This is a genomic window from Bacteroidales bacterium, from assembly GCA_021648725.1.
GTDB lineage: Bacteria > Bacteroidota > Bacteroidia > Bacteroidales > JAADGE01 > JAADGE01.
The window spans coordinates 1-16064 of record JAKISF010000001.1 but is presented as its reverse complement, the minus strand read 5'-3'; the positions used below and the strand labels follow the sequence as shown (position 1 = coordinate 16064).

The following is a 16064-nucleotide window of genomic DNA, read 5'->3' as shown; positions in this document are numbered from 1 at the left end:
CTTGCAAAAATAGTTAAAATAAAAAAACTTCTCTTAAAAAGAGAAGTTTTTTGTATGTTAATACTGAATTGCCTTACATCATTCCGCCCATACCTCCCATTCCGCCGGGTGGCATCATAGGTGCGGCAGGCTCATCAGATTTTTCTTCAACTAAAACAACTTCTGTTGTTAAGAACATTCCGGCTACTGAAGCTGCATTTTCAAGAGCTATTCTTGTTACTTTTGTAGGATCGATAACTCCGGCTTTTAATAAATTCTCAAACTTATCTGTTCGTGCATTATATCCGAAATCAGCTTTTCCTTCTTTTACTCTTTGAGCTATCACAGCTCCTTCTTTTCCCGAATTCAATGCAATTTGCCTCAACGGTTCCTCAACAGCTCGTTTAATAATTTCAATGCCTATATTTTCATCGTCATTATCTCCTTTTAAATTTTCAAGAGAATTTAATGCTCTGATATATGCAACTCCACCACCGGGAACAATACCCTCTTCAACTGCTGCACGTGTTGCACTTAATGCATCATCAACTCTGTCTTTTTTCTCTTTCATTTCAACTTCGGAAGCTGCACCGACATATATTACTGCTACTCCGCCTGCAAGTTTTGCAAGTCTTTCTTGGAGTTTTTCTTTATCGTAATCAGAAGTAGTATTCTCAATATGTTTTTTGATTTCGTTAACTCTTGCTTTAATTAAGTCTTTTTCTCCTGCACCGTTAACAATTATTGTATTTTCTTTATCCATTACAATTTTTTCGGCAGAACCGCACATTTCAAGTGTTGCGTTTTCTAATGAAAATCCCTTTTCTTCATCTATTAAAGTTGCTCCTGTTAAAATTGCAATATCTTCTAACATTGCTTTTCTTCTGTCTCCGAATCCGGGAGCTTTAACGGCAGCAACTTTTAAAGTTCCTCTAAGTTTATTAACAACAAGTGTGGTAAGGGCTTCTCCGTCAATATCTTCCGCAATAATCATTAAAGGCCGTCCTGCTTGTGCGGCGGGTTCCAGAACCGGCATTAAATCTTTCATTGATGATATTTTTTTATCATGCAATAAAATATACGGGTTTTCAAGAACAGATTCCATTTTTTCTGTATCGGTAATGAAGTACGGAGAAATATAACCTCTGTCAAACTGCATTCCTTCAACAACTTCAACATTTGTATCCATTCCTTTTGCTTCTTCAACGGTAATTACACCGTCTTTTTTAACAATTTTCATTGCATCGGCAATATGTTTTCCTATTTCAGCATCATTATTTGCTGAGATTCTTGCAACTTGTTCAATTTTGTTACTGTCTTCGCTAACTTGTTCAGATTGTTTATGTAAGTCTGCAACAATTGTTTTAACTGCTTTATCAATACCTCGTTTTAAATCCATCGGATTTGCTCCGGAAGTAACATTTTTCAAACCTACATTTATTATTGACTGTGCAAGAACAGTTGCGGTAGTTGTTCCGTCACCTGCATCATCACCTGTTTTTGAGGCAACTTCTTTTACCATTTGAGCTCCCACATTTTCATAAGGATCTGAAAAATCAATTTCTTTTGCAACCGTAACACCGTCTTTTGTAATTTGAGGTGCACCGTATGATTTTTCAATAACAACATTTCTTCCTTTCGGACCTAATGTTACTTTTACTGCGTCTGCAAGTTTATCTACGCCTTTTTTTAATGCGTCTCTTGCTTCAATGTCAAATAAAATTTCTTTTGCCATTTTTATATTATTTTATATTTAAAATTACATTTTATACATGTTGTGATTTTACATAATTTATGCCAAATACATTTTTGATACTATAAGGCATAGATTTAAAAGAATAAAATTAAGTTGTGTTATAATCTTTCCTCAAAAAAACTATAATCAACTTATATTCAATAATATATATATCTTTTGAAAGAATGATAATTTTGGCAGACTTAATGACAATTCGACACTATTCAACTGTAAGTTTATTGTGAATCATTCTGTAATTATAATCCTGAATAAGGGCTTTTATTTTTTTTTCAAGTTTATCTGCAATATTCGGTTTTTTCGAAAGAACGTTTTCGGTTAACGAATAATCTTTTTCATAATTATATAAAGCAATTGACTTATCGTTGCTGAACTGAAGAACATAATTACCTGAAATTAATTGAAACGTATTGTTTAGATAATTAAAAGCAAAATTATCTTTTTGGTTATTAAAGGTATCGTTTCCGTATGAGACAAATTTCCCTTTATAATTAAGATAGTTTAAAACTGTCGGCATAATATCGGCTTGTTGTGTAACGGTACTGTCAATTCCGGTTAAAGCACTATCGGAGGGGCAAAAGTAGATTATAGGAATTGCATAATTACCGACACTTGAATGATATTTTTTTAAATAACTTTGACTTGCATGGTCAGCTGTTATCACAAATAATGTGTTTTTATACCAATCTGACTTTTTTGCTGTTTCAAAGAACTTTTGTAATGAATAATCGGCATATCTGACGGAGCGATGTATTTCAATTTCGCCTTTTTGGAATTTACCTTCATATCTTTCGGGTATTTTAAAAGGATGGTGAGATGATAACGAAAAAAAAGTTGTATTAAACGGTTGTTTAAATGTATTTAATTTTCCGGCAAAAAATTGAAAAAATTCTTCGTCCCAAATTCCCCAAGAGCCGTTAAAATCATCATTATTGTTATATTCAGACATTCCGTAGAAGTTATCGTATCCTGCAATTTTCATAAATGCCTCTAAGCCCATTGCACCATTCGGGGCACCGTGAAAAAAAGATGAATTGTACCCTTCTTTACTTAATAAATCTGCAATTGTGTTAATATTATTTGATGCGTAAGCAGAACTTACATAGGCTTGCTCAACAGTAGGAATACTTGCAACAATTGCGGGTAATGCTTCTATTGATTGCCTTCCGTTTGCAAAAGCTCTTGTAAAAACTTTGCTTTTTCTTATTATACTGTCCAAAAACGGTGTGTAACCTTTATATTTTCCGTTTTGAATATCAGGATTCAAACTGCCTGTGTATTCTCGTGAAAAACTTTCCATTATAATAATTACAAGGTTTAATTTTCTAAATTCTTTTTCATTATTTATTACTTTAACCGGAGAGTATATTTTTCTCAATTCATCAGGTTTAAAATATTTTTTTTCGAGCAGCGGTTTTCTTTCAATTGTTTTAATTATTGAAAACGGAGTATTTAAAACAATTGCCATTTCAATGGGTTTGTTTGTATATTTTCCTGCATCGCCTACCGTAATCGGAAATGTTGCATTTACAAAACTTCCTCTCATTCCTATTACGGAAAAATATCCTGCCGTTACTAAAATTACGGTTCCGAATATTGAATATGATAATCGCGAAATCTTTTTTTCAGGTTTTTTTAATTTAATACGATTATGTATCAATATAAAACTTGTAATAAGAATTATTCCGAGGAGAGTTCCGTACCAAAAATCAATAATAAAAAGTGAAAACAATTTTAAGATGTTACCTTCTCCGGCAAACATAAATACATCTGCGGTTGTTCTTTTAAGGATGTAGTCAAAATAAAATATATCAGCAGTATTTATTGCAACAGCAATTGAGTTGGAGATTAAAAATAAATACTTCAATATTAATTGATATTTTTTGTTATATTTAAAGGAGAAAGGCAAAAGATATAATAAAATATATAAAGCATTTATAAACATTATTGCAGAAATATCAAATTTAACTCCTCCTGTCATTATTCTTAAGAATCGGGGGAAGTTTATTTCAATAAAATGCTCTGTATTAAAAATATAGAAAAAGATACGCATAATTGAAAATAAGACAATTAAGAGCAGCAATCTTTTTAGGAGTACAAATAGTTCGTGTATGTGTATGTTTATTTTATTCATATTATTTATTCGTTGCTCCGAACTTATATCAATATCGGGGTACATCTTTTATTATAAAAAGCAGCTAATATTTCAGGAGTTACTAATTCTTATTAAATTACTTTCCGGATGAAAGTTTTTCCAAGAAAACCAATACTCATCAGAAATTGCAAGTGGTTCAAGATTGCTGTTAACGATGCCGCCTATATATTTTCCTGTTAAATCCCAAGTTGTTTCACTTTTAGAATCGGTAATTGTTTGCCGGTCTTTTAATGACAAATATATTTCATGCGTTCCTACTTTATTTTTAAATCCGTTTACGGTTTTGCCCGTACTTATTAATGTAAAGCATAAATCGTCATTTCTTAAAACCTTTTGTGACAGAACTTCTGATTTTAAATAAACAACTTTTGGGTTAACAGATGCATCAATTATTCCGATAACGTGCATTTTTGAGGGGAATGTTTTATCTTTATTTGATAAGCCCGGAGTTAATTCGGTTGACATTACTTTTTTCCAAACACCCGGTATAGGAAGTTTAAACGATCTGAGGTCATTTTCGGTTATCACGGCAATTTTAGGAACAGGTTTTAATTTTTTAACATCTTCCCATGATAAAATTTGAAAAGAAATCATCTTTAATGTGTAGGGGTGAAGTTTTCCTATTATTGAGTTGAATGATGCTTGTTGAAAAAATGTTTTTGTCTTTTTATCTGCCACAACCATATTAGCATTTTTAAAAGAGGCAACAAATAAGGGACCTATTTCTGTAACATCAAAAGGGATAATGCTCCTGCACATAGCACAATAGGTAAGAGCAATTACAGTTTCGTTGAATTTGTCATTCACAATATGATGATGAATGACAAAGTCTAACGGATATGCTTTAATAATTCCGTTGATTTCGATAACAGCTAATTGGCTTTCTTTTGATAAAGGTATATTTTCTGTTTCAGAGGTCATTTTCGGAAAATTGATTGCCTTGAACCAGGTTGATTGATGGACTTTATAAGTCATAATTACAGCTAAGCCTATTATCAGCAACGGCGGAATTGAGTTTACGGAAAAACCGTTTGTTGAAATCAGTATTTGCCAAACTAAGACTCCCGTAAAAATAATCCAAATCAACGGTTTTCTTATTCGGTAATGATAATACAGCAACTTAACCGGGAATTTTTCTATCAAAGTAAAAACAGCACCCATCCCTATTATCAAAGATATAAATGCAATTATATAAAGTATTAACATAATTATTGATTTTATAAGAAATTGTAACGCAGGACAATATAAAGCAGATTCTTATAACCTCCAATTTTATATTGTAAATCATCAGTTCTTTAAAATGACTTATTAGAGGGGTTTTGTGCATCAACAACCGCAATTGCTGCCATATTTACAATTTCTCTTACCGATGAACCTAATTGAACGATATGAACAGGTCTTCTTGTTCCGCATAAGATAGGACCGAGAACTTCGGCCTCACCTATTTCCTGCATCATTTTATAAGCAATATTTCCTGAGCTTAGGTTCGGAAAAATTAGTGTATTTACTTTTTTGCCTTTTAATTTTGTAAACGGAAAATGTTTATCTCTTAATTCAGTATTCAGAGCAAAATTTGCTTGCATTTCTCCGTCAATAATAATATCTTGATGCTCTCTATGCAGTATCTCTATCGCTTTTCTCACTCGCTCGGGGCTTCCGTCTTCTGTTGCTCCGAAATTTGAATATGCTAACATTGAAATAATCGGTTTCTCTCCTAACCACTTAATAGTTCTGGCAACAGTTAAAGTTGTTTCAACTAATGTTTGAGATGACGGCATTTTATTAACAGTTGTATCGGCAAAGAATAAAGGTCTGTTTTTTGTTTTTACAACATACATACCGGCAATATTTTTAACTTCTTCAGAACATCTGATTACTTCAAGTATCGGGCTTAGAGCTTCTGAATATTTTGTTGCATAACCTGTAATAAAAGCATCGGCTTCTCCGTGTTCTATCATCATCATACCGAAATAATTACGATTATACATTTTTTCATTTGCATCTCTGTATCTTACGCCTTTTCGTTTTCTTTTTTCATAAAAGTATTGAGCATATTTTTGTCTTCTGGGTCTTTCTTCAACTGAATAAGGTTCTATTATTGTTGCAGATTCAAGCAAGTCATCTAATTTATATTCGGTAATAATATCTAAAATTTTTGCTTTTTGACCTAATAAAATCGGTTCCGCAAAACCTTCATGAATACATACTTCTGCAGCTCTCAGCACATTATAGTTTTCAGCATCGGCAAAAATAACTTTTTTGGGATTTGCTTTTGCTTGTGTATATATTCTGCGTACTAATTTATTGCCTGAACCGGTTCTTTCGATAAGTTCTTCCTCATATTTTTCAAAATCTTCAATAGGTTTTTTTGCTATACCCGAATCCATTGCAGCTTTTGCAACGGCAATTGAAACTTTCGTTATTAATCTGGGGTCCATTGGCTTAGGGATGAAATAATCTCTTCCGTAAACTAAGTGTTTCGTATTATATGCATTACTTACCTCTTCCGGAACATCTTCTCTTGCTAAATCTGCAATTGCATGAACTGCGGCAATTTTCATTTCTTCATTAATACCTGTTGCTCTAACATCAAGTGCTCCTCTGAAAATAAAAGGAAAGCCCAAAACATTATTTACTTGGTTGGGGTAATCTGAACGACCGGTTGCCATTAATACGTCTTCTCTTGCATCTTTTGCGTCTTCGTAAGTAATTTCAGGGTCGGGATTAGCCATTGCAAAAATAATCGGATTTTTTGCCATTGACTTTACCATTTCTTTTGTAACGGTATCTTTAACTGATAAACCCAAAAATAAATCAGCATCTTTCATGGCATCTCCTAAGGTTTTAATCTTTCGCAAAGTAATATATTCTTTTTTGTATTTATTTATGTCCTTTCGGTCTTTATTTATAACACCCTTACTGTCACACATTACAACATTTTTCTTTTGAACCCCCAGAGATATAATCAGATTTGTACAAGCCATTGCTGCTGCACCTGCTCCGCTGATTACAACTTTTATGTCTTTTAATTTTTTCTTTGCAAATTGAACCGCATTTACTACACCGGATGCAGTAATTATTGCTGTTCCGTGTTGGTCGTCATGCATTATGGGAATATCAAGAGCATCCTTTAAACGTTTCTCGATTTCAAAACATTCAGGAGCTTTAATATCTTCCAAGTTGATTCCTCCGAAAGTAGGAGCAATAATTTTAACCGTTTCTACAAATTTATCGATATCTTCTGTATCTAATTCAATATCAAAAACATCAATATCTCCGAATATTTTAAATAAAAGACCTTTTCCTTCCATTACCGGTTTTCCGGCTAATGCTCCTATATTTCCCAGCCCTAAAACTGCAGTTCCGTTAGAAATAACTCCTACTAAATTACCTTTTGCAGTATATTTATAAGCATCGTCTTTATTTTTTTCTATTTCTAAGCAGGGTTCTGCAACTCCGGGAGAGTATGCTAATGCTAAATCACGTTGTGTTGCATGAGGAGTTGTCGGTATAACTTCAATTTTGCCCGGTCTGTTCTCTGAATGATACTTTAAAGCATCTTCTTTTTTTATTTTTGCCATAACTCAAAGATATTTTAAACAAAAATAACATTTTTTTAACTTTAACATTCATAAACAAGTATGTTTATAGACATTATTTTTAAAGATTTAATACATAAAAATTTGCAGATAAAAATAATTAATATATTTTTGCATCCGTTTTCAGGGCGATTAGCTCAGTTGGTTCAGAGCACTTGGTTTACACCCAAGGGGTCACAAGTTCGAATCTTGTATCGCCCACGGAATATGGGTCAAAAGTCAGAAAGTTTAATGTAACTTTCTGACTTTCTGTTTTTAATGAAATTTTCTTTTATCTTTTTGTGGACCATATTGTAAAAATATAATATACTGATAAACAGCAAGTAATAATTTTTATATTTAAAGTAATGATACATTTGTGATACACATTTTAAATTTGTGATACAAAAAAATTAAGTTTTAGATATTTGCTGTATTTTATAAAAAAAAGAAAAATTCAAAAGTTGGTTTTTTATTTTCTGCTTCTTATCGGGAACAAACAAGTGTCAACACATCTTTTCAGGCACAATAAAGCTAAACAACTAAAAGCAAAGGGTTATTCAGATATTAAAGTTCAAACTTATCTCGGAGAGAAAGATTTGAAAAATGCTTTGGTTTATATAAATTCAAAGATTTACTTGTTGTAAATTTCGTTCCTGTTTCTTAATATTCTTGTTTGCAACTTCGATGCAACCGATTATTGAGCTTGTCGAAATATCCGTTGTAGGTTCTTTTAATGGTTCGATGTAACCTCTTTTTAAATCACATTGCAACTTCATTGCAAGTTCTTTCACAGCTTCGTTGCACATTCTTAAAATAATCATTATTCACTAATCAATAATCATTTTTAAGCTTCGTTTCAGCCTGTTTTCAAAACTCGTTGAAATCTGTTTGGTTGCTTCGTTAAACCTCATTCAGGTTTCAAGATTCTTAAAATAAGGCAATAATTATCTTCATCAGTAAAAAATATTCATCATAAATTCTAAATATTTTTGGATTTCAAGAGTCAGATATATAGCATTTTATCATATTAATATCAAAAAATGTCTTTTAATTTTCGACTCAATATCGGATATTTATGAACCATTTCGAACCAATTGTTTTTTATTTACGAATAATCTATCGTATATTTGCGAACCTAAACGAACCATATGTTACAAAATATTCATACATTTCATTTAAAATTGACTATGAAGCTGATGTCTGAAATCAGTAAAGTAGACAGATTTGATGCTTCTTGGTCTCTTATAGAGAAAAGAGAAGGGCAAACTCTAAAACAACTTAAAGCAATTGCAACAGTTAGAAGTGTTGGAGCATCAACAAGAATTGAAGGCTCTAAAATGACTGATAATGAAGTAGAAGTATTAATAGAGAAACTTAAAGTATCTAAATTAGAAGAACGGGACGAGCAAGAAGTCGCAGGTTATTTTGAAGTACTTGATACAATTGCAGAGTCATACAAAGACATTCTTATTTCGGAAGGGAACTTGAAGAATCTTCACAAAATTCTAATGAATTATTCTAAAAAAGATGAGTGGCATCGAGGAGAATATAAACAAGTTAGCAATTCTGTTGAAGCCAAACGGCTTGATGGTAGTAAACAAATTATATTTGAAACAGCAGAACCGGGACTGGCAACAGAGCAGGCAATGAAAGATTTGATTGAATGGTATCATTCAGATAAAGAAACCCTTCCAATAGTAAAGACTGCCTTATTTGTTTATGATTTTTTAAGTATTCACCCCTTCCAAGACGGGAATGGACGATTAAGTCGATTACTGGGAACTTTATTACTATTAAGGAGTGGCTATACATGGATTCAGTATGTTAGTTTTGAACACGAAATAGAACATAGAAAAGCAGAGTATTATAAGGTGTTGATGAAAACTCAAAAACAAAGACCGGGAGAAAATATAGATGAATGGCTTATCTTCTTTTTAGATTGTCTGCTAAATATACAAGATAAGCTAATGATTAAGTTAAATACTCATGAAAATTTATCAAAAAAAATAGCTCCCAGGACTAAAAATATATTAGCATACATAGAAAACCATCCGGGTAGCAAATCAAGTGAAATTTCAACAAAACTGGATATCCCTCTGTCAACTGTAAAAAAGGCACTTACTGCCATGGTGAAAAACAAGATGATAGTAAAATACGGAGTTGGAGCCGGAACAAATTATTTAGCTGAAAAATTGAGTCCGATGAAATCAGATTTAATGTTCCAATTGACAAATAAAATAAAAGAAAAAGAGTTTTTATTAATGAATCCAAGTTCATTTATTGAAATAAAGAAAATTATACTTACACCATTATTTGAATGGGAAAAACCGGATGAATGGTCAACAAAATTAGTAAATCAAGGACTTTATTTTAAGGTTACAGGAATTACTAATACTAGTAGTTCTTTCAGTCAGCCATACACTTTATTGGCATTTAATAGCCCTCATTATTTTCAACCTGTGTTTACACTCAATAGTCCAATAAAGATTCCGTTACACGTTAAAGGAGAAATTCCTAATCTCAATGAATTTCCAATAAAAATAAAAATTGAATTACTAGGTTCAGAACTAACTTTTAAATTTGACGTAATGTTTGTATATGATGAAGTATAAAAAGAAGTTACGAGAAGAATTGCTAAAAAAGATTAAAAATAAATAATAGAACACATACACAACTCCGCAGATTATTAACTATTAAACTTATAAATATGGAAACCTTAACAACAGTCTTATTAGGCGGATTAGGAGGTGCAATAATTGCACCGATTATTACTATTTTTTATGACAAATACAAAAAAAACAGAAGAGAAAAAAATATATTTAGAGGATTTATTTCTGAAATGGAAGCTAACAAAGAATATCTGAAACATAATTATGGATTAGCTGTTTTGATTCTAAAAGAAAAGAGTAAGCCTAGTGTATTTATTCATGTAAGAAAAGAGATATGTGTAACATTGCTTACTTCCGGAGAACTGAAAATTGATAAAAATTTTCGTAAAAAATGCAATCATTATCTTGTGACACTTGATCATCATGAACAAATGATTAATACCATTAAAAGTCTTTCAGAAAAAAGCAATGAATATAATACTGCACTTGAAAGGATAAAGAGGTATTGCAGATTAGAACAGGGCAATTATTCTGAACAATTTGATTATGTTTCAAAGCATATTGATGAAATTAAAAATATGTTAATTATTGAAAAAAAATACTTATAAAGATTTGTTTTAAAACATTTTAAAGCGTGACGTAATTCACGATTCAGAGAAAGTACTTCATTTATAAAACAAATAAGATTTTAAATATTACCTTTGCTTTAATTGTTAAATTTATTTAATAATAAGAATATAATATACATTGCTTTTTTATAATTATCATTAAAAATTGAAATCATGGCTACTAAAATTAAACTTTCAATTATTTTTATTTTATTCATTTTTTTTAATTTAGGATTAAGTGCTCAAAATTGGAAAAGTTCTTTAATGAAGAATCCAAACCCTACATTTTTTGAAATTCAAGAAGCTTTTTACACCTACTTTGATGCTAATCCTGAGAAAACAAAAGAAAAAGGTAGCGGATACAAACAATTTAAAAGATGGGAATGGTTTTGGGAAACAAGAGTAAATTCTAATGGAACTTTCCCAAAAAATACAGTTGTCATAGAAGAATGGGAAAAGTGGACAACCAAAGAATCAGATAATAATGTAAAAGTGTCTTCAGATTGGACATTTTTAGGGCCTTCAACAGCAGCAGGAGGATACGAAGGAATAGGGAGAGTAAACTGTATTGCTTTTCACCCGACAGATTTTAATACATTTTGGATAGGTACACCTGCCGGAGGTCTGTGGAAAACAACAGACTTTGGTGCAACATGGACAACTAATACTGACAATCTTCCAGTATTAGGTGTTTCAGATATTGCAATTGATTATACAAATCCGGACATAATGTATATTGCAACAGGAGACGGGGACGGAGGTAGTTTATATGCAGGTCTTGGTGATACAAAAAGTATTGGTATATTAAAATCTACAAATGGAGGTGCAACATGGACAAATGTGTTGAGTGCTACACCAGACCAAGGTGTTTTAATAAGACGGTTACTTATACATCCAACAAATCCGCAAATTTTAATTGCAGTAACTTCTGTAGGAATTTTCAAAACAACAGATGGAGGCACAAATTGGTCTGCTACTCAAATAGGATATTTTATTGATTTGGAGTTTAAGCCGGGAGAACCATCAACAGTTTATGCAACAACCTTTGATAATACAGGAGCTGGGAATGCACAAATTTATCGTTCAACAAATACTGGGGATACTTGGACACAAGTAACATCTTTATCAGGTATAAACAGAATTAACATTGCCGTAAGTGCAGCAGCACCAACTTTAGTTGATGCAGTTTGTTCTAGAAGTGACAATGGTGGTCTTGCGGGACTATGGTATTCTAGTAATAGTGGTGCTTCATTTTCTCAGTATTGGCTTCCTGCATGGGGTAACTTCTTAGGTTGGTATGGTGATGCGGTATCTGATGAAAACGGACAAGGAAGTTATGATTTAGCCTATGCAATAGACCCAACTAATGCGAATAATATTTTTCTTGGTGGTATAAATACATGGAAAACTAATGATGGTGGGGCATCATGGTCACCATCTAACTGCTGGACAGAATCAAGTACTTATAATACTACAGGAGCAGATGTTGTCCATGCAGATAAACATTTTCTTACTTTTCACCCCCTAAACTCAAGTTATTTATTTGAATGTAATGATGGAGGAGTTTATTATTCAAATGATGGAGGTACTACTTGGAACGACATTAGTAATGGTTTACAAATTACACAGTTTTATAAATTTAGTAATTCAACATTAGTACCTAGTACTATTGTCGGAGGTTGTCAGGACAATAGTACTAAATATAAAGATGGTTCTAATTGGGGTATGATATATCCCACTGGTGATGGTATGGAATGTATTGTTGACTATACTGATGAAAACATATATGTTTCAGGCCCAAAGGGTCTTATTACTCGATTGAATTCGGGCAGTGGTGTTCATGATTTTTCTGCTAACATTTCCGGCAACCCGGAAGGGCGTTGGGTTACACCTTATGTTATCCATCCTACAGATAATCTGACATTTTATGCAGGTTATGATAAAGTTTATCAAACATCAAATCAGGGAGCAACATGGTCAGCAATATCTCCAATTTTAGATGGTGGTTTACCTATAAATTATTTAGTGGTATCCTCTTCAAATCCAGATTATATATATGCAGCAACTCTTTCCGATATATATAAAACTACAGATGGAGGAACAAGTTGGTATGATATTACACCTGTACATACTGCAAATATAAGTTCTTTAACAGTTGATCCCACAAATGCAAATGGTATATTAGTTACATTATCAGGATATATTGACGGTGAAAAAGTATTTTTAACAAATGATGGAGGTTCAACCTGGTATGATGGGTCAGGAAGTTTACCTAATCTTCCTGTCAATTGTTCAGTAATAAATAAAAATCATGGAACAATTTACCTAGGAACAGATGTAGGTGTATATGTTTGGGATGATAATTCATCAGACTGGATATTGTTTAATGATAACTTGCCAAATGTTGTAATTACAGAACTTGAAATTCAGTATAGTGCATTAAAAATAAGAGCTGCAACATTTGGACGTGGCATTTGGGAAAGCAATCTATATTCAAGTATCAATGTCGTTTAGTTAATACTTTGTCATAAACCCTTGTAATTCATAGAATAAGGTTTTTTCTACCGATGCTTTCTTTTATTTTTCCGATTAGGTCTAATGATTTCTCTTGTATTGTAAACTATTTTATCAAAAGATTCTAATGCTTGTTTGTATTGCTTTTTGATAAACATTCCAATCAGTATATCTTTTGTTTTTGCAATACTATTTGTTCTGTTTATTTTTTGACTGTATTTTCTTTTTTCATCTGCCTTATATTTTTCTTTAACCCTCTCTTCAATTGGATGTGCATAAGCAGCACTTAGGGTAAGCAAAAATATTTTTGCATGAAAATCCTGCTTTACGGCTTTTGCCGTTTTTCCTGAGAAATTTTCAAGTTCTATTCTGTTTTTCAACAATTTATATGCCTCTTCTTCATTCCAACGAAAATGATAAAGCTCTTTAAATTGTCCATAAGGATACTTTTCTTTATCTGTTAATGAAGTACATAATATTTCAATTTCTCCGCTGTCCAATTCAATTTTTATTAGTCTGCATTTTATAGTTCTGTCAGTAAATTCAGAATATTCACTTAACGTTTGTTCATCTTTTCCAGGCAAACTGAAATTTACAATCTTTTCTTTTTCTGAACTCTCTCTGAACTTGCGAACCTCTTTCCACCAACTGCCTTTCATTCTGATACAAAACTCAACCGATTGTGCTTTAAGTTGAAAAAATAATGCCAAACTCGGATACCCTCTGTCAAGTAGCAACAAATCATTTGGTATTAGTTTTTTCATGTGCTTTTGCAACAATGCCTGTTCACTACTCTTTTTGGCTCCGGGGCTCTTGAAAGGTGCAAGTTGAGCATCAATTGATATTTGATTGAGAACATCATAAAGCATCGAAGCCAAAGCCATTGAACGTTTGCTGTCAGCTTTCGGTCCGAATGAACATTCTCCGAATTCGGCTTTAACAGTCTTATGATTCGGCAACATCAAACGTGTGCCGTCAACTGCTAACAGCCGATGACCATTCCATACGTAATATTCAGATTGAGAATAAAAAGTATCTGCCGCAATTTCATTTAAGCGAATAAAACCCCATTCATTTAATTTTGCACGTGCTTGACTAAAAGCTCCTTTGGTTGCTTCTCGAATTGTATAATCAGATGAATCTACTTTTTGAAAAAAACTATCAAGTTCTCGTTGAATTGCTCGATTTAAAGACATGATTAAAATAATTAATGCTCTGATTGTCAGCTTTCTCTTACGTGAAAACATACCGTTTGGTCCGTCTTTTGAACGGCTTTGGAACTTTTCTTCATCAAGTTCATAATCAATATTTTTTGTTAATATTATTCGATAGTCTTCACTTTGGATTTCTTTGGGATTACAATTACCCCCTATATATACCGTAAAGATAAAGTCAATATGAATAAAAACAAACTTTCAAAGAACTTTTTGTTATAAACTGCTAAATTTTAAACAATTATATTGAAATACTAACTAAACGACATTGATTCAAGTATTAATATTTTAGCAAGTGTCAGTCCTATAAATAGTGGAACAATTGCAGGAGATGGAATATATGATTATGGAACTACTGCAAATTTAATAGCAACAGCAGAAACAGGTTATAATTTTGTAAATTGGACAGAAAATGGAACTCAAGTTTCTACAAATACAAATTATAGTTTTACAGCAACCGAAGATAGAACACTTGTTGCAAGCTTTGAAATTCAAACTTTTAATATTTCTGCAAGTGCAAATCCAAGTAATGGTGGTAATGTGACAGGTGCAGGAACGTATGACTATGGTCAAACTGCAAGTTTAACAGCAACAGCTGAAACAGGCTATGTTTTTGCAAATTGGACAGAAAACGGAACTCAAGTCTCTACAAATACAAATTACAGTTTCACAGTAACAGAAAACAGAACACTTATTGCAAACTTTGAAATTCAAACTTTTAATATTTCGGCAAGTTCAAATCCCAGTAACGGAGGGACTATCACAGGTACAGGAACGTATGATTATGGTGCAACTGCAAGTTTGACAGCAACAGCAGAGACAAATTATGATTTTGTAAATTGGACAGAAAACGGAACTCAAGTTTCTGCAAATGCAAATTATAGTTTCACTGTAACAGATAATAGAACTCTTGTTGCAAACTTTGATGAAACTATATCAGTAAACCAATTAGAAAGAAATTCTTTTCAAATATACCCAAATCCAACATCTGCAAATTTATATGTTAAATCAAATCTGTTTACCGAATACAATTCCAAAGCATATAAGTTATATTTAATTGATTATTTAGGTCGAGAGTTTAAAATTAATTATAATAGAGAGGTTTCAGATGTTATTCAAATTGACATGAATAGTTTTGGTTCCGGAGTTTACTATTTGAAGATAATGAATAATAACAAGTTAATTGGTTCTTTTGAAATTATAAAAATTGATTAATAATATAACTATGGACTACAAAGTATTAATATCATATGATTTAGACTGCAAAGACAATAATCACAATAACTGGGAAGAGTTTAAAAGATTTATGATTGAGCAAATATTATGGGATGGTTTAGGTGGAGTTGATTCTACCTTTAAAAATAATTTAAAAAAAGTTTTCCCATTAAAAACAGAAGAAAGAATAAAAGAGTTAATTGAAATTGATTTAAAGGAAGCAATATTTCAATTAGATTTTTTGAACAGTATTTCTTATACTTTTCAATACAATGATGAATTTGAAAGTGAAAGTTTTACATTAAATAACATTGTTGTCCGATAAAACTTTTTAAAAGCGGGAAACTCGATTGAGAAATCCCACTTTTTTATATCTTTATTTTTCACTATAAAAATTAAGATATGAACAAAGATACAAATTTTATCGGACAGCCGA

General features: G+C 31.9%; 11 protein-coding genes and 1 tRNA gene. 6 read left to right on the top strand and 6 right to left on the bottom strand.

Translation table 11 applies throughout. The features are described 5' to 3' along the window. Positions 1-73: 73 nt before the first annotated feature. From groL to L3J35_00045, 4 genes are all read right to left on the bottom strand, one after another. Positions 74-1714, bottom strand: a complete 1641-nt coding sequence (gene groL / locus L3J35_00060; GenBank protein MCF6364576.1) for a chaperonin GroEL — start codon at positions 1712-1714, stop codon at positions 74-76. A 220-nt stretch (positions 1715-1934) separates the two neighbouring features. Beyond that, positions 1935-3911 (bottom strand): sulfatase-like hydrolase/transferase, encoded by a 1977-nt coding sequence (locus L3J35_00055; GenBank protein MCF6364575.1) that lies wholly within the window; start codon positions 3909-3911, stop codon positions 1935-1937. 27 nt (positions 3912-3938) lie between these two features. Then, positions 3939-5093, bottom strand: a complete 1155-nt coding sequence (locus L3J35_00050; GenBank protein ID MCF6364574.1) for a DUF3179 domain-containing protein — start codon at positions 5091-5093, stop codon at positions 3939-3941. Positions 5094-5182: 89 nt separating this feature from the next. Further along, positions 5183-7468, bottom strand: a complete 2286-nt coding sequence (locus L3J35_00045; protein MCF6364573.1) for an NADP-dependent malic enzyme — start codon at positions 7466-7468, stop codon at positions 5183-5185. Between the two features lie 144 nt (positions 7469-7612). On the opposite strand from L3J35_00045, the gene L3J35_00040 reads away from it, so the two are divergent. After that, a tRNA-Val gene (locus tag L3J35_00040) sits at positions 7613-7687 on the top strand. Positions 7688-8091: 404 nt separating this feature from the next. On the opposite strand, the gene L3J35_00035 is transcribed toward L3J35_00040, so the two are convergent. Beyond that, positions 8092-8289, bottom strand: coding sequence for a hypothetical protein (locus L3J35_00035; GenBank protein ID MCF6364572.1), 198 nt, complete (start codon positions 8287-8289; stop codon positions 8092-8094). Positions 8290-8664: 375 nt separating this feature from the next. Here L3J35_00035 and L3J35_00030 point away from each other — a divergent pair, with 375 nt between their 5' ends. The 3 genes from L3J35_00030 (at position 8665) to L3J35_00020 (ending at position 13199) form a co-directional block, all read left to right on the top strand. Next, on the top strand, positions 8665-10080 hold the full coding sequence (locus tag L3J35_00030; protein MCF6364571.1) for a Fic family protein: 1416 nt from the start codon (positions 8665-8667) through the stop codon (positions 10078-10080). Positions 10081-10175: 95 nt separating this feature from the next. After that, entirely contained in the window at positions 10176-10685 is a 510-nt protein-coding gene (locus tag L3J35_00025; GenBank protein ID MCF6364570.1) for a hypothetical protein, read from the top strand. A 174-nt stretch (positions 10686-10859) separates the two neighbouring features. Then, a complete protein-coding gene (locus tag L3J35_00020; GenBank protein ID MCF6364569.1) occupies positions 10860-13199 on the top strand; it encodes a hypothetical protein in 2340 nt (779 codons plus the stop codon). Positions 13200-13246: 47 nt separating this feature from the next. On the opposite strand, the gene L3J35_00015 is transcribed toward L3J35_00020, so the two are convergent. After that, on the bottom strand, positions 13247-14446 hold the full coding sequence (locus L3J35_00015; protein MCF6364568.1) for an IS4 family transposase: 1200 nt from the start codon (positions 14444-14446) through the stop codon (positions 13247-13249). Positions 14447-14953: 507 nt separating this feature from the next. On the opposite strand from L3J35_00015, the gene L3J35_00010 reads away from it, so the two are divergent. Further along, positions 14954-15628, top strand: coding sequence for a T9SS type A sorting domain-containing protein (locus L3J35_00010; protein MCF6364567.1), 675 nt, complete (start codon positions 14954-14956; stop codon positions 15626-15628). Positions 15629-15638: 10 nt separating this feature from the next. Continuing rightward, the gene (locus L3J35_00005) at positions 15639-15953 is read left to right on the top strand and encodes a hypothetical protein (protein ID MCF6364566.1); all 315 of its coding nucleotides are present in this window, start codon (positions 15639-15641) and stop codon (positions 15951-15953) included. Positions 15954-16064: the final 111 nt, after the last annotated feature.